This window comes from Sporolactobacillus putidus (genome assembly GCF_014647035.1).
Taxonomy (GTDB): Bacteria; Bacillota; Bacilli; order Bacillales; family Sporolactobacillaceae; genus Sporolactobacillus; species Sporolactobacillus putidus.
Genome location: NZ_BMOK01000009.1, coordinates 115,436 through 130,420 on the forward strand (window position 1 = coordinate 115,436; position 14,985 = coordinate 130,420).

The 14,985-nt window shown below is 47.9% G+C and carries 16 protein-coding genes, 1 tRNA gene and 1 other RNA gene; all 18 read left to right on the top strand.

Translation table 11 applies throughout. From position 1 onward, the window contains the following. Positions 1-151: 151 nt before the first annotated feature. Positions 152-1,585 (top strand): levansucrase, encoded by a 1,434-nt coding sequence (gene sacB, locus IEX81_RS11440; protein WP_188803423.1) that lies wholly within the window; start codon positions 152-154, stop codon positions 1,583-1,585. A gap of 495 nt (positions 1,586-2,080) precedes the next feature. Next, positions 2,081-2,845 (top strand): RNA polymerase sigma factor, encoded by a 765-nt coding sequence (locus tag IEX81_RS11445; RefSeq protein ID WP_188803425.1) that lies wholly within the window; start codon positions 2,081-2,083, stop codon positions 2,843-2,845. Positions 2,846-2,893: 48 nt separating this feature from the next. Beyond that, a complete protein-coding gene (gene clpP, locus IEX81_RS11450; RefSeq protein WP_188803427.1) occupies positions 2,894-3,481 on the top strand; it encodes an ATP-dependent Clp endopeptidase proteolytic subunit ClpP in 588 nt (195 codons plus the stop codon). 204 nt (positions 3,482-3,685) lie between these two features. Beyond that, positions 3,686-4,228, top strand: coding sequence for a biotin transporter BioY (locus IEX81_RS11455; RefSeq protein WP_188803429.1), 543 nt, complete (start codon positions 3,686-3,688; stop codon positions 4,226-4,228). A 75-nt stretch (positions 4,229-4,303) separates the two neighbouring features. Beyond that, positions 4,304-5,779, top strand: a complete 1,476-nt coding sequence (locus tag IEX81_RS11460) for an AMP-binding protein (protein ID WP_188803431.1) — start codon at positions 4,304-4,306, stop codon at positions 5,777-5,779. Next, the gene (locus tag IEX81_RS11465) at positions 5,764-6,870 is read left to right on the top strand and encodes an acetyl-CoA C-acyltransferase (protein ID WP_188803432.1); all 1,107 of its coding nucleotides are present in this window, start codon (positions 5,764-5,766) and stop codon (positions 6,868-6,870) included. The genes IEX81_RS11460 and IEX81_RS11465 overlap by 16 nt, the downstream gene beginning before the upstream one ends. 53 nt (positions 6,871-6,923) lie before the next feature. After that, entirely contained in the window at positions 6,924-7,100 is a 177-nt protein-coding gene (gene sspK / locus IEX81_RS11470; protein WP_229727582.1) for a small acid-soluble spore protein K, read from the top strand. Between the two features lie 3 nt (positions 7,101-7,103). Then, the gene (locus tag IEX81_RS11475; protein ID WP_188803435.1) at positions 7,104-7,259 is read left to right on the top strand and encodes a YpzG family protein; all 156 of its coding nucleotides are present in this window, start codon (positions 7,104-7,106) and stop codon (positions 7,257-7,259) included. Positions 7,260-7,497: 238 nt separating this feature from the next. Then, on the top strand, positions 7,498-8,139 hold the full coding sequence (locus IEX81_RS11480; RefSeq protein ID WP_188803437.1) for a Bax inhibitor-1/YccA family protein: 642 nt from the start codon (positions 7,498-7,500) through the stop codon (positions 8,137-8,139). 214 nt (positions 8,140-8,353) lie between these two features. After that, the gene (gene uraA / locus IEX81_RS11485; RefSeq protein WP_188803439.1) at positions 8,354-9,625 is read left to right on the top strand and encodes a uracil permease; all 1,272 of its coding nucleotides are present in this window, start codon (positions 8,354-8,356) and stop codon (positions 9,623-9,625) included. A gap of 350 nt (positions 9,626-9,975) precedes the next feature. Beyond that, the gene (gene tadA / locus IEX81_RS11490) at positions 9,976-10,449 is read left to right on the top strand and encodes a tRNA adenosine(34) deaminase TadA (RefSeq protein WP_188803441.1); all 474 of its coding nucleotides are present in this window, start codon (positions 9,976-9,978) and stop codon (positions 10,447-10,449) included. 83 nt (positions 10,450-10,532) lie between these two features. Continuing rightward, positions 10,533-10,625, top strand: a tRNA-Ser gene (locus IEX81_RS11495). A gap of 62 nt (positions 10,626-10,687) precedes the next feature. Beyond that, an RNA gene (gene ffs / locus IEX81_RS11500) (signal recognition particle sRNA large type) lies at positions 10,688-10,954 on the top strand. Positions 10,955-11,120: 166 nt separating this feature from the next. Beyond that, a complete protein-coding gene (gene dnaX / locus IEX81_RS11505) occupies positions 11,121-12,821 on the top strand; it encodes a DNA polymerase III subunit gamma/tau (RefSeq protein ID WP_188803443.1) in 1,701 nt (566 codons plus the stop codon). Between the two features lie 24 nt (positions 12,822-12,845). Continuing rightward, positions 12,846-13,160, top strand: coding sequence for a YbaB/EbfC family nucleoid-associated protein (locus IEX81_RS11510; protein ID WP_373292372.1), 315 nt, complete (start codon positions 12,846-12,848; stop codon positions 13,158-13,160). A 138-nt stretch (positions 13,161-13,298) separates the two neighbouring features. Next, on the top strand, positions 13,299-13,895 hold the full coding sequence (gene recR, locus IEX81_RS11515; protein ID WP_188803445.1) for a recombination mediator RecR: 597 nt from the start codon (positions 13,299-13,301) through the stop codon (positions 13,893-13,895). Between the two features lie 94 nt (positions 13,896-13,989). Next, the gene (locus IEX81_RS11520) at positions 13,990-14,208 is read left to right on the top strand and encodes a YaaL family protein (RefSeq protein ID WP_188803447.1); all 219 of its coding nucleotides are present in this window, start codon (positions 13,990-13,992) and stop codon (positions 14,206-14,208) included. A gap of 102 nt (positions 14,209-14,310) precedes the next feature. Next, positions 14,311-14,580 carry a pro-sigmaK processing inhibitor BofA family protein gene (locus tag IEX81_RS11525; RefSeq protein ID WP_188803450.1) on the top strand — a complete coding sequence of 90 codons (270 nt, stop codon included), beginning with the start codon at positions 14,311-14,313 and terminating at the stop codon, positions 14,578-14,580. Positions 14,581-14,985: the final 405 nt, after the last annotated feature.

The following is a 14,985-nucleotide window of genomic DNA, read 5'->3' on the forward strand; positions in this document are numbered from 1 at the left end:
TCCCATACGAAAACATCAGAAACGAAATTCCATTTCCGATCCATTCTATTCAAGCTGCAGTCCTTTTCATTATGGGATGTGTATGGCCAGCGCGGATAAATCAAGTCTTTTCACCTAAAATTAGTAAATTCAAAAAGAGAGGCGAATAGGAATGGCTATCAGCAAGATTGTCAGACATGCAATGGCGGCAACTTTTACAACAGCATTGTTACTGGGCGGTGCTACCCAAACATTTGCCAAAGATACTACGGATTATAACAATACATATGGGATTTCCCATATTACTCGTTATAATATGTCGCAAATACCTTCACAGGAAAATAACCCGCAATTCAGTATTCCTAAGTTTAATCCGTCTTCTGTTCAAAACATACCGGCTGCAGGGGGTCTGGATGTATGGGACAGCTGGCCGCTGCAAAATGCGGACGGCACTGTGGCCAATTATCACGGATACCATATCGTCTTTGCTCTTGCGGGGGACCCGAGCAACGGAAATGATACGCACATCTATCTGTTCTATCAAAAAGCCGGCGATACTTCGCTCGATAGCTGGAAAAATGCCGGAAAAGTGTTTACAGATGCCGATAAGCTGGTACCAAACGATCCGTACCTGAAGTATCAGACACAGGAATGGTCGGGTTCCGCCACTTTAACCGCCGATGGCAATGTCCGTTTGTTTTATACAGATTTCTCCGGAGCTCCGCAAGATGGAGGAACAGGCGACAGCAACCAGGTTCTAACAACGTCACAAATTAATTTGTCACAGCCTAGCGCAAGTTCACTCAAAATTGATGGTGTAACGGATCACAAATCAATCTTTGACGGCGGAGACGGATCAATCTATCAAAATATTCAGCAGTTCCAGGCAGAAGGTATGTTCAGTTCAGGGGATAATCACACTTTGAGAGATCCTCACTACATCGAAGATAACGGCCACAAATACATTATTTTTGAATCCAATACGGGAACAGCCGATGGCTATCAGGGCGTTGACTCCTTATACAATAAAGCATACTACGGCGGAAGCGAAGCCTTCTTCCAGACCGAAAAAACCAATCTGCTGCAAAGTCCTCAGGAACAGCTTGCTTCTTTAGCGAACGGCTCATTAGGCATTGTTGAATTGAACAATGACTATACGGTCAAAAAAGTGCTGCCGCCGCTGATTGCATCGAACACGGTAACTGATGAGGTTGAACGTGCCAACGTGTTTAAGCTGAAAGGTAAATGGTATCTGTTCACCGACTCCAGAGGAGCGAAAATGACGATTAACGGCATAGGTACCAAAGACGTCTATATGCTTGGATTTTGGTCTAATTCTTTGACCGGGCCGTACAAACCGTTAAATGGAACCGGACTTGTGCTGCACCAGAATATTGACCCGGCCGATATTACTTGGACTTACTCTCACTTTGCGATACCACAGGCAAACAGTGATAATGTCGTTATCACCAGCTATATGACGAACAGAGGGTTCTATCCGGACCACCATTCGACCTTTGCACCAAGCTTCTTACTGAATATTCAGGGGCCGAAAACTTCGATTGTACCGAATGGTATCCTTGCACAAGGACAACTGACCGATTAACAAGAATCATTAGCTGAATGTAAAAATGGCTAAATATAATTTAAAAATTAAAAAGTTACTGAATAATGCCAGCTAAACGCCGGCATTATTTTTTTTGCAAATAAATTTTTGTTTTCTTTAGATTAATGTCAAACGATACAAAGAAACGGAAAACGATTTTTCATATACAGGACAGGCAAAAATCATGACGACGTACAGAGGGTCTTAAAAAAGGATGAACCGTTTGCTTTTACCCCAATTCCATTAACATGAAAGTGAATTCGCGCTTTTTCGTGAAGATACAGGGGAATCACCGGTTCTTTTTTAGAAGCCGCCGCTTTACTTGGCGTTTTCCTTTATTTTGTATATGATTAATGTAAAGTTAAGCTGAAAAATTAATAAAATAACCCGCCAGGAAAAATGAGGGAATGGCCTTAAAAATTTCTGAGTACTGAAATATTCGCTGCTTCTTTTTCGTTTATACAAGTGAGACCGAAATGACGGGAGGGATTGTCAATGGAAGGGACGCGGATTAGACAGAAGAAGAAGGAGGAAGAACTCTTTCAGCTTTCCGTTCAGCCCTTTTTCGGAGAGATGCGCAGATTTTGCGTATCGCTTGCGGGATCGGTTTGGGATGGAGACGACCTTTTCCAGATCTCGATGATTAAACTGTACAAAGCCTGGGCCAGGCGTCCGTCCCGACCGATAACCAAAGCTTATTTATACCGGATCATCTCAAATACTTGGATTGACGGTCACCGGAAGGTATCCCTTGATGAGACGGTTACGGATTTTATCGAGCACTTTGCTGACGGGGAGGAAAAAGAGAAGATCGCCGAACGCCTGAGTGAAGGAATGAAGGTGCTGATCAACCGGCTGTCGGCAAAGCAGCGGCTGATCTTTCTCCTGATCGCCGGCATGGGCTATAATGCGTCTGAAGCAGCCGAACTGACCGGCGAATCGGAAGGAAATGTTCGGGTTGTGTACCATCGAGCCAGGAAAAAGCTCGTTTCTTCCGGCGGCACTTTCCCGGCTAATGACAATGATGAACTGGCGGATCGTTACGTGGCGGCTTTTCAAAGCCATACACCTGAGTCTCTTATGCATATTTATCAGCTGGAGACAGGGGCCGCATTTGGATCAATGCCGACACTAATGACTCAAACATTTATACCGAGAAGAGCGGTTAGTGACAAAGTTCTGCTTCTGCTCCTGGCCCGAGTGGGTACTGAGTTCGAACAAACCGCTCTGAAAATTTCCTGCGCCGTAATGGCGGCATGACGGCTGAGACAAGAAAACAAATGAATACAAATACGAGGAGGAAACACAATGTCATCTTTTTTTATTCCGTACGTTATTGAGCAATCAAACCGTGGTGAACGATCTTATGACATCTATTCGAGACTGCTGAAGGACCGCGTGATTATGCTCGGATCCGAAATTAACGACGAACTGGCAAACAGCATCGTTGCTCAGCTCCTTTTTCTTGCATCGGAGGATTCGGAAAAAGATATCTCAATTTATATTAACAGTCCCGGAGGTTCCGTATCCGCAGGATTTGCCATCCTTGATACGATGAACTTCATTAAACCGAACATTCAGACGATCTGTGTCGGAATGGCGGCCTCTATGGCGTCTATCATCCTGACATCGGGAGCCAAAGGCAAGCGTCTGTCTCTGCCGAACGGTGAGGTGATGATTCACCAGCCGCTTGGCGGAGCGCAGGGGCAGGCGAGCGATATTGAGATCAGCGCAAGACACATTCTGAAGACGAAAAAGAAACTGAACACGATTCTTGCCGAGACGACGGGCCAGCCGCTTGAGACGATCGAGAAGGATACCGACCGCGATAACTTCTTTACAGCAGAAGAAGCGAAAGAATACGGTCTGGTTGATAAAATCATTCAGTCTCTTTAATGGAAAAGTAAGAGATGTGCCCGCATCGAAACCCAATCGATGCGGGTTTTTAAAATGATAAATCAGGAATTTGGTGGATAGAGCAATCGTAAGGAAAAGAGCGCCCAGAAATGTTTATTGTTAACCAAAAGAAAAATAAGGTTGACATATACTCTCGTCCTTTTTAAAATAAAGACATTCGATTGATAATAGGGAGAGAGAAGATTGAAAACAAAAGAACTGGTCGAAATTGCACTATTTACAGCCATCCTTGCGGTGCTAGGCTTTCTGCCACCGCTTCCGCTTCCTTTTACTCCGGTGCCGATTACTCTGCAAAATTTAGGCGTGATTTTGGCGGGGACGTTTCTCGGAGTCCGCGCAGCAGCGTCCAGCATGATTCTGTTTGTTTTGCTGGTTGGTGCAGGCCTTCCGATTCTGGGCGGGGGCCGAGGCGGAATCGGTGCCATTATTTCGCCAAGCGGCGGTTTTGTTCTGGGATGGATTGTCGAAGCTTTTGTCATTGCCTTCATCCTGTCTAAAATTAAAAAACCGGGTTTCTGGGCTATCATCCTCTCGGGATTATTTGCCGGGATCATCGTTCTCTATCCGATCGGCACTCTCTGGCAGTCTGTAATGATGCATATTCCTTGGGGAGCGGCTCTTACTATGAGCATTGTGTATGTACCTGGCGATGCGATTAAGGCGGTTGTTGTTGCCGCACTGGCCATAAAATTACGGGAACGTGTCCGTCTTATCGGACATGCATGATTTCTTAACGTCGAAGTGAAGGTGTTAAGAAGATAACCATTTTAGCGATGCAATGAACGAAGGAAAACAGAAAAGATGAACATAACGGAAACGTATGAGAAAACAGCTGAAAAGTGGCCGGATAAATGTGCTGTTCACGACAGAAAAGGAGATCTTGTCTATCGTGAGTGGCTGGAGGCTGTCTTAAAAACGGCACGGTGGCTGTCCGCGCGCAGGCACGCGGACAATCATCGTGTCGGTCTTTATTTGCGGAACAACCGTTTTTTTCTCCAATGTTTTGCGGCAGTCGCGCGGCTGGGCTGGACGGCCGTTCCGCTCGACGCACGCTGGGGGGGTTCCGAACTGGAATCGAAAGTGCGGCTTTCCGGTTTGAAGATCATTATTGCAGAACCGGACTGGACAGAAAAGTGCGCGTTCAGTTCCGTCCGGGTCGTGTCGGCCGATACCCTCCAATCGGAAATCGCGGAGACGGAATCTTGGGAAGAACCGGGAAATGGTTTCACGGATTCCCCGTTTTACTTTGGTTTTACATCCGGATCGACCGGACATCCGAAAGGATTTGTGCGCACACAGGCATCGTGGGTGAACAGCTTTGCCTGTAATGTCCGTGATCTGAAATGGACGCCGCATGATCGCATCCTGGTTGCCGGCTCACTGTTTAACACCCATTTTCTTTATGCCGCAATCAGCGGGCTTTATATCGGGGCCACAGTGATACTTCTTCCGCATTTTTCGCCGGAATGTATATTACTTGCCATAAAAAACTTTGCTCCAAGTCAAGTTGCCGTTGTGCCGACCATGCTTGAGGCGCTGATTGCCGATCGTCTGTCATGGGACGGTACCTTTCATTGGATCAGTTCCGGAGCCAAATGTGCGGCGGCAACAAAGCGGGACATTGCGCGCCTGTTTCCGAACAGCCTGCTGGACGAATATTACGGGGCATCTGAACTCAGTTTTGTTTCTTTAAGCCGTCAGGAAGAAGGTGCACCTGCCGATTCGGTCGGGCGGCCCTTTTTCAATGTATCCGTTGCGATTCGTACGGAAGACGGGTCATGGGCGGAACCTGGCCGGACAGGTGAAATTTTTGTCAGGAGCCCGCTCGTTTTTTCTAATTATGTGACGGAAAAAGGCACCCGGTTTTTATCACACGCGGGAGAATGGGTCACTGTCGGAGACATCGGCTATCTGGACGCCGAAGGTTATTTGTTCATTAAGGGCAGGAAAAACGGCATGATTAACTATGGCGGTCTGAATATCTTTCCGGAAGAAATTGAGCGTGCGCTGCATGACCATCCGGGGGTGGCGCACGCCGCCGTGATCGGACTTCCGAACCGTTATTGGGGTGAAGTCGCTGCGGTATTTGTTCAGGTAAACCGTAGCGAAGTCAATAAAAAAATGCTGGTGCATTACTGTTTGGAACGTTTGACCGCGTATAAAATACCCCGTGTGTGGTTTCTGCTTGAAAAAATGCCCTATACAGCCGGTGCAAAAATTGACAAGCGGCGTCTAAAGGAGAAGTACAAGGAGGCGGTTCTATGGAAGAAGCTGTAATTGTACGTGCCCGGAGGACACCGATTTACAAGAAAAACAGCGCTCTCGGACGTGTGGACGTACATGAGCTGCTTGTCCCCCTGTTTCAGGATATTGCAGCTGATCTGACCGATTATATTGATGATGTGATCGTCAGCAATGCCGTGTCACCCGGAGGGAACGTGGCACGTCTGGCTGTACTGAGTGCGGGATTTCCGGATTCCATTCCCGGCCTGACGATCGACCGCCAGTGCAGCGGCGGCCTCGATGCCGTCCGTCTTGCCGCGGCGTTTATCGAAAGCGGAATGGGCGACTGTTATCTTGTCGGCGCGGCAGAAAGTGTCAGCACGGTAACAAGACCGCGCGCACGATTCTCACCTGAGGCAATCGGGGATCCCGATATGCCGGCGGCGGCGGAAAATGTGGCACGCCGCCACCATATTTCAAAGGACGAACAGGATGCTTATACTGTTCGGTCGTACGAGCGGGCGTGGCGCGCGCAAAAAGCCGGATTCTTTCGCCGGGAGATCGTTCCTGTTGCCGGCCGCAGCGTTGACGAGGCTTTTTTGCGCCAAAGGCCGATAGCGCGCCTCGTATCAAGAGCAAGATCTCTTGAGCCGGGCGGGACCGTCACGGCGGCAAACAGCTGCGGTCTGCACGATGGCGCGGCAGCTCTGCTCGTCATGAGCAGAAAACTGGCCGGGCAATTATCGCTTGTTCCCGTTCTGACCCTTGTCTCCGGAACGGTTGCCGGTTTTTCACCGCTTTATCCGTCGATCGGTCCGGTCAAGGCGATCAGAAGCCTGATTGAAAAACAAAAAATGAAACTTGAGGATGTGGCGCATTTCGAGATAATTGAGGCTTTCGCAGTAAAAATGGTGGTTTCAATGCGCCTCCTGAATTTGCCGGAGGAGAAAGTTAATGGCTGCGGAGGGGCGCTTGCACTTGGCCACCCTTACAGTGCGTCAGGCATTATCCTTCTCATTCATCTCTTTTATCGGGCTCTTTCAAATCCTTTTTCCTATGCCATTGCCGCTTCGGGAAGCGGCGGGGGAATAGGAGCCGCCTTGCTCGTCCGCTCAGGAAAAATGATGGACCGAGTGTGGACATAATTTCCGGTAAAGGGCACATAATAAAACCAACCTTTGAAAAGGAGGTTTTTACTTTGACGGATCGTCCGGGAACAATGTTCAGTGTGCAGAATGAAAATGAAATGTGGCCGGCGGCGAAAGGAGCGTTTGCCTCCAAACGGGCAGACGGGTCGATTAAAGATCGTCCCGGTGAACGAATGTTTTCGGCACATTCAAAGAAACAAAATGATCAGGATCACACGGAGGGATAACGGTTGGCAAAAAAACCGACTTTGACTGACGGAACGACCGATCGGTTTCAGACACCAGGAGCCCATGCGAAGCATCCGGCACGCCAGGTCAATGGCGAAACGGAACAGACGCAGTCCGGGCGTATTCTGGAAGTGAACAAACGGCACCATCAAAAGTAAATCTCAATCGAAGGGGAGAAAAGAGCGGATCCTGAACTTTCAGGAAACCGCTCTTTTTCAAATTATTTTTGCTTTTCCCTGAAATGACTGTATAATAAATGTAAGCCTTTTTAAAATAAATCCTGTTTTTGGATTGACTTGTCTAGATGGACCGGGAAAAGAATATAAGTGAATTGAGAAACTTTTACGTTTGGGGTTACGTACTATTATTACAAGCCTTATAAGGAGGATGACGGTCATGGCGGAATTTTCAAGTCAGACAATGAGAAGACCGTATTCGAAATTGTTCGCGGCTTTCTTCTCTGGATTATTAGTAACAACGGCAGGATTGTATCTCGGACAATATGTGTCTCCGGTATATATGATGCCGCTTACGATTGCAGAAATCGGCATGATTGTGATGATGATGTTTGTCAGAAAGCGTCAGTCTGTCGGTTATATGTTGATGTATACGTTCATGTTTATTTCCGGCCTGACACTTTTCTCGGTGATCAGCTACTATGTCAATCTGATCGGAGCGACGGTTGTGCTGGAGGCCTTTACCGTGACGACGGTTTCGTTCGGGGCGATAGCCGTCTACACGATGGTCAGCAAGCGGGACTTTACGTTCCTGGGCGGTTTCCTGTTTCTAGGCCTGATTGCGCTTCTTGCTGTCGGCCTATTCAGCATCTTTATTCCGTTCTCAAGCATGACGATGATGGTTTATTCCGGCATGGGCATCCTGATTTTCATCGGTTATACGCTGTTTGATTTCAGTCGTCTGACGGTCCATGGTTTTACGGATCAGGACATACCGATGATTGTCGTTTCGATCTATCTCGACTTTATCAATCTTTTTCTTTACATTCTCCAGTTTATCGGCATCGGTTCGAAAAACTGAGGGGTTTCAACGTTTCAACTAGCAAATAACAATTTGTTAAGAAGAAATCGGGACGTGCTTTAGTGCGTGTCCCGATTTTTATCGTTTCTGCAATAATATGGAGTATTAGATCGGAAAAGTTTTTTGAAATGCAATACCGGGCGGGTCTTTTGAGTCTGTCCGAATTCAGCTATACTTAAAAAGATGGGATTCATTGTAAATGGAGGAGATTTTCTTGACGCAGCGCGTTGTTCAGACCGATGAAAGGTTACCTTTATTAGAAAGCATTCCTTTAAGCTTGCAGCACTTATTTGCCATGTTCGGTTCGACCGTTCTTGTTCCGCTGATTTTCAAAGTCGACCCGGCAACCATTCTTTTAATGAACGGCATCGGCACACTGATCTATATAGCCGTCTGCCGTGGAAAAATCCCGGCTTACCTTGGTTCAAGTTTCGCCTTTATCTCGCCGGTACTGTATGTTCTGGCCACAAACAGCTATGAGGCAGCGCTTGGCGGTTTCATTGCCGTCGGCCTGGTTTTCATGATCGTTTCGTTTATTATCCATGCTGTCGGTACAAAATGGCTGGATGTTGTTTTTCCGCCGGTCACTATGGGGTCAATTGTCGCCATTATCGGGCTCCAGTTGATTCCGACGGCGGCTCAGAGCGCCGGACTGATTGCACCGGCGGGAGCGGCCGCCAAATGGTCGCTGGATACGGCCACTGTGACGGTTTCTCTTCTGACCCTTGTCATTACGCTTCTCGGCTGGGTCCTGTTCAGGGGATTCTTTAAAATCATCCCTATTTTAATCGGAATTGTTTCGGGTTATACCATTGCAGCGGTCGCCGGTTTAGTCAATTTTTCGCCGGTTGTTCACGCACATTGGCTTTCACTGCCGACTTTTTACCGACCGGAGTTCAATTTTTCCAGTATCGTAATTATTCTTCCGGCCGCGCTGGTCGTGATTGCCGAACATATCGGTCATCTGATTGTGACCGGGAACATTGTCGGAAAAGACCTGATGAAGGACCCGGGACTGGATCGCTCGATATTCGGAAATGGTATATCAACCGTCATTTCCGGATTTGCCGGATCGACGCCGAATACAACTTATGGTGAGAACATTGGAGTGCTTGCGATCACACGCGTTTACTCCACATGGATTATCGGCGGCGCGGCCGTTTTTGCGATCGTCCTTTCGTTTGTCGGGAAATTATCCGCTCTGATATCAACGATACCGCCGGCCGTTATTGGCGGAATTTCACTGATTCTGTTCGGCGTTATTGCAACGAACGGGTTTCGTATTCTTGTCGAGTCGAAAGTGGACTTCGCCAAGTCTCAGAATATAATTCTCAGTACGGTCATCTTTGCGACCGGGATCAGTGGGGCAACGATCAACATTGGCAAAGTCGCTTTGAACGGCATGGGGCTGGCTACGGTTATCGGCGTTCTGCTCAGCCTGTTCTTTGCGCTGATCAACAAGTTCCGGCTGTCCAATGAAGAATGAGACAGAGTAATCATCAGTTAACAGGTGAATCGTTCAGAAAAATTTTACGGGCACTCGGATTTGGAGTGCTTTTTTTTGCACTATGGAAAGTATAAAAATTTTAAGGATTATCAGTGTAAGCGACCGCACAGATCGCCGCGTCCTGTGGCATGTTCGGCATTAGGCCGTCCTGGCCCCCGCAACTAAGGCTCGGCCTGTGCCAGGGCTTGGCTTCGTCAAATTTTTCTTTATGCTTATATCCGTTTTTTTAACCACAATCCCGGACAAATCGTTTTGTCGGTGTATATTTGATTCGATTCATAAACTCTTGTATACTTCTGGACAGGGATCTGAAGCGGGGGGAGAAAAAAATGACTGCAGAAGATGAGCGGTTTATGGAGCTGGCGATTGGCGAAGCGAAAAAAGCGGAAGCGATTGGTGAGGTTCCGATTGGAGCCGTCATTGTCCGAAACAGTGAAGTGATCGCAAGCGCCTATAACCTGCGGGAGTCGCTTCAGGAGTCGACCGCGCATGCCGAATGCCTGGCGATTCAGGCCGCAAGCCGGAAGCTGAAGACGTGGCGCCTGTCCGGCTGCACGCTCTATGTTACTTTGGAGCCGTGTCCGATGTGCGCCGGGGCAGCCGTTCTTTCACGGCTTGACAAGGTGGTTTTCGGCGCGTCCGATCCCAAGGCGGGATGCGCAGGCACACTGATGAATCTCATTCAGGACCGGCGTTTCAATCACCAGGCGGAAGTGGTGGGCGGAGTGCTGCGGGAGCAATGCGGCAGCCTGCTTACCGATTTTTTCAGATCGCTGCGCCGTGATCAGAAAAAATCGGGATAAGGGCGGAAAAATGCCAAATCAATTCTGTGCTTGTATCGGTCCGTAATATGTGTTAAACTAGTCAGCGTTACGGAATTTGGCATGGAGGCGTACCCAAGTGGCTGAAGGGGACTGACTCGAAATCAGTTAGGGCGTCGTTCGGCGCCGCGGGGGTTCAAATCCTCTCGCCTCCGCCATTTAATTAATTTATAGATCGACACTGGTTTCCAAACCAGATTTTGTATCGTTATAAAATTAGCCGTGCTAGACGGGGAGGCAGCGGTGCCCTGTAACTCGCAATCCGCTATAGCGAGGTTGAATTCCTTTTGCGAGGTCCGGACGCTGTAGGGCAGCCTTAAACACGTGGTGCTGACGTTTGGGTCCTGCGCAATGGAAACTCATGAACCCTGTCAGGTCCGGAAGGAAGCAGCAGTAAGTGAGACCTTTCGTGTGCCGCGGGGCTACCTGGACTGAGCCAACGACTTGAGAAGCGCTTATGGCGCCCGGATCGACAAAAGGTGCACGGCGTTAAAAAAATAAAACGCAAAGGCTATCGGAACACTGTTTTCGATAGCCTTTGTTCATAAATAACGGGGTTCGCGATGCCTCGGTTCACTTCACTGCCCGTTATCGGTATAATGGGATTATAAAACAATTATCGCTTATCTTGGACGGCGAAAGGGGGATGAACCATGGGCTACCAGGCGCTATACAGAGTCTACAGGCCCCGGACTTTTCACGATATCGCCGGGCAGAATCACATCACTCAGACGCTGGAGAACGCCCTGGTCAAGCAGCAATTTTCTCATGCCTATCTTTTTACCGGCCCGCGCGGAACCGGAAAAACAAGTGCCGCAAAGATCCTGGCTAAGGCGATTAACTGCGAGCACGCGCCGGTTGCCGAGCCGTGCAACGAATGCGCGGCCTGCCGCGGAATTACAGACGGAAGCATCGCCGATGTGATCGAAATCGATGCCGCGTCAAACAACGGTGTTGATGAGATCCGCGAAATACGCGACAAAGTGAAATATGCACCGAGTGAAGTACGTTATAAAGTGTACATCATTGATGAAGTGCATATGCTGTCGACGGGCGCTTTTAACGCGCTTTTAAAAACGCTTGAAGAGCCTCCTGAGCACGTTGTCTTTATTTTGGCGACAACAGAGCCGCAGAAAATTCCGCTGACGATTATATCGCGCTGCCAGCAGTTCGATTTTCGTCGCATTCCGGCTTCGGCAATTGCCGGGCGTCTGGAATTTGTTGTTCATGACCAGCATATTGAAGCGGAGGAAGAGGCGCTTCAGCTGATCGCCAAGGCCAGCGAAGGCGGGATGCGCGACGCGCTGAGCGTTCTGGATCAGACGGCTGCCTACAGTGAAGGGAAAATCACGGTGCAGGACGTGCTGGAAGTCACCGGAATGGTCGCCGATCAGCTGATTCGTGAGCTGGTTGAATCGCTTGGTGCCAATGATGCGGTGCGGGCTATTAACAAAACAGGCATTCTTCTTGATCAGGGAAAAGATCCGCTCAGGCTGATCGAACAGCTGATTTTTTATTACCGTGATCTACTGCTCTACCAGACATCACCTGATCTGGAAGATGTGCTGAGCCGTCCCCATGTGGATGAAGCATTTCGTGAACAGGCAAAGAAAACAGACGTAGACCGCCTGTATGAGATAATCAGGCGGTTGAATGAAGCTTTTCTTGAGATGAAAAGGACCAATCATCCGCGTATCTTTCTGGAAATGGCGATTGTGAAACTTTGCCAGTCCTCTGAGCGGCCGATTCGAAGCGATCAGGCCCCATCCGAAGAAGCCGCACTGGAAAAGAGGGTGGAGGCCCTTGAAAGACAGATCAAAGATATGCCGGAGCCTTTGAGAAGCAGACCCGCGGATCATGTTCCGGAAGAAGCAGCGCGTAGCCGGAGAAGCGGAAGAAACAGCGAACTGCGGATTCCGGTAACGAATATCAACCGGGTGCTGGATTCGGCGACCAAAGATGAACTGCTCGAGCTGAGATCCGTATGGGCGAATGTCATGGCGAGAGTTCGTGCGCAGAATGTGGCGGCTCATGCCTGGATGCTTGAAAGCAAGCCTGTGGCAAGCTCTCCCGACGGTTTCATCCAGGCGTTTAAATATGATTTTCACTGCCAGATGGTTATGGAAAATAAGAGTCATATTCTGGAAATGGTGCAATCGATTCTTCAGGACGTGACTCAGAAGAGCAAGACCATGTATCCTGTCCCTGAAGATAAGTGGGAAAAACTGAAAAGGGAGTACATTAAGCGATCGAAAACGGCAGCAGAGGAAAACGGCGAAGAGCCGAAGGAAGATCCGATGATCGCGGAAGCAAAAAAATTAGTCGGTCCTGATTTACTTGATATAAAAGATTAAAATACGATAGCGGAGGCGATTTAAATGATGCGGGGAAATATGAACAATATGATGCGTCAAGTGCAGAAAATGCAGAAACAGATGGCTGAAGAACAGGAAAAATTAAAAGATGAAATGGTCGAAGGGACTGCCGGCGGAGAAGCTGTCAAAGTGAAGGCGAACGGACATAAGCAAGTCGTTGACGTCACGATTAATCCGGAAGTTGTCGATCCAGAAGATGTTGAAATGCTTGAAGATCTTATACTGGCTGCAGTGAATGATGCGCTGGTCAAAGCGGATGAACTGGCGAGTCAGCGGCTCGGCAAATTCACGAAGGGATTGAACCTGCCGGGATTTTAAACCGGGAAGTATTTGAAAAAGAATGAAAGCAGAACAGCTGGAGCAGCGAATTTCGAGGACCGGGAAATGAGCGGTAGGAGGAATTCGCTGCTGATCATTCGCTGATAGTTTGAAAAACCTCTGGAAGGGGGTGCGGTGATGCAATATCCCGAACCCATAGCAAAATTGATTGACAGTTTCATGAAACTTCCGGGAATCGGGCCTAAGACAGCCGTCCGGCTCGCTTTTTTTGCAGTGGAAATGAACGAAGAGGATGTCATGGAATTTGCCCGTTCGCTGGTTGACGTCAAGCGTAAATTAATGTACTGCTCTGTCTGCCAGAATATCAGCGATCGCGATCCTTGTCCAATCTGTGACGATTCATCGCGGGATCATTCGACGATTTGTGTCGTTCAGGATCCGAAAGATGTGGTAGCTCTTGAAAAAATGCGTGATTATCACGGATTGTATCATGTGCTTCACGGTGTGATTTCTCCGATGGATGGTATTGGTCCCGAAGACATCAGAATCGCTGAACTGATCAGACGACTTGAGGACGAGACAATTAAGGAAATTATCCTGGCAACTAATCCGACGGTTGAGGGAGAGGCTACAGCCATGTACATTTCCCGCCTTGTGAAACCGATTGGCGTGAAAACATCACGAATTGCCCATGGGCTTCCAGTCGGCGGAGATCTGGAATATGCGGATGAAGTGACACTGTCGAAAGCTCTGGAAGGTCGGAGAGAATTATAGACGCGGATTCTGCGTGAGCAGATTCGGCATAAGAATTTCAGGAGGCTGCCGGTTCAGGCTGCCGGGCAATGGGGGATATTGGAGGCTGTTTGTTATGTTTAGACGACGGAAAGGCTTATTGCGTAAAGAGTTGACGGATTCGCTCATTGAACTGCTTAATCACAGCAAAGAGGAGTGGCTGACTAAAAAGAAAGTGATCGATTCCAGTATTGATCCCTCGGAAGAAGTGCTGCACCGGCTGAAGCTGGCGGAGGCCAAATACCTGTTTCTATTAAAAGAAGTGCGCGCGCTGAAGATTTACGTAAAGAAATAATGGTTCTCATGAGGACATGCCCTCATATACTCTATTGATAAGGGCGGGTTTAAAAGGGCTGCTTTTAAACCCGTTTTATAAAGGGTGGGGAGGTATGTCCTTTTGAATAATCTTCTTGTTATTGCTGCCGGTGTGTTTGTTTTCTTTTTTCTTCTTCTGGTTCTGGGAGCTCCCTTCCACCCGTTAAGGTGGATCGGAAAACTGGCTGTCCGATTTGTTGTTGGCGCATTTCTTCTTTTTCTGCTGAATGTCATTGGAGAATCTTTCAGTCTGCATATCCCAATCAATTTTGCTACTGCTGCAGTTGGCGGATTGCTTGGTATTCCCGGCATCGCTGCATTGGTATTGATAAAATATACCTTAGGTGTCTGAAAAGGAATATTCGGCAGTGAGGAAATATGCCGGAGAAATTTTTAAAAGGATGTTGACGGATCAACGGCAGGATGATAATATATCTCTTGCCGTGTTTTTCCGAAAAAAAATTAGTGTTGACAAGATTAATAGAAAGCTATATAATATTTCTTGTCGTCAAAAGCGGCAGTAAATGTTTTGAAAAAAAGTGTTGACTTACTGATAGCAACATGTTATGATTAAAAAGTTGCTTTTGTAAGAAGCACAAAGAATGTTCCTTGAAAACTGAACAAAAGCCAAGCGTGATTGAAAAAGGGTAAACCCTTGAATCAATTCAAAAAAGCTATGGATTCGAACACGTATAAAAGATTGATACGGATAGAAATTATCCGGTAAGCACTACTTTTTGGAGAGTTTGATCCTGGC

Bases quoted from the DNA above. Each gene is read 5' to 3' on its own strand.
- IEX81_RS11510 (WP_373292372.1), top strand. From the start codon at position 12,846: ATGATGCGGGGAAATATGAACAATATGATGCGTCAAGTGCAGAAAATG.
- sacB (WP_188803423.1), top strand. From the start codon at position 152: ATGGCTATCAGCAAGATTGTCAGACATGCAATGGCGGCAACTTTTACA.
- IEX81_RS11480 (WP_188803437.1), top strand. From the start codon at position 7,498: ATGGCGGAATTTTCAAGTCAGACAATGAGAAGACCGTATTCGAAATTG.
- IEX81_RS11520 (WP_188803447.1), top strand. From the start codon at position 13,990: ATGTTTAGACGACGGAAAGGCTTATTGCGTAAAGAGTTGACGGATTCG.
- tadA (WP_188803441.1), top strand. From the start codon at position 9,976: ATGACTGCAGAAGATGAGCGGTTTATGGAGCTGGCGATTGGCGAAGCG.
- IEX81_RS11460 (WP_188803431.1), top strand. From the start codon at position 4,304: ATGAACATAACGGAAACGTATGAGAAAACAGCTGAAAAGTGGCCGGAT.
- clpP (WP_188803427.1), top strand. From the start codon at position 2,894: ATGTCATCTTTTTTTATTCCGTACGTTATTGAGCAATCAAACCGTGGT.
- recR (WP_188803445.1), top strand. From the start codon at position 13,299: ATGCAATATCCCGAACCCATAGCAAAATTGATTGACAGTTTCATGAAA.
- IEX81_RS11465 (WP_188803432.1), top strand. From the start codon at position 5,764: ATGGAAGAAGCTGTAATTGTACGTGCCCGGAGGACACCGATTTACAAG.
- dnaX (WP_188803443.1), top strand. From the start codon at position 11,121: ATGGGCTACCAGGCGCTATACAGAGTCTACAGGCCCCGGACTTTTCAC.
- IEX81_RS11445 (WP_188803425.1), top strand. From the start codon at position 2,081: ATGGAAGGGACGCGGATTAGACAGAAGAAGAAGGAGGAAGAACTCTTT.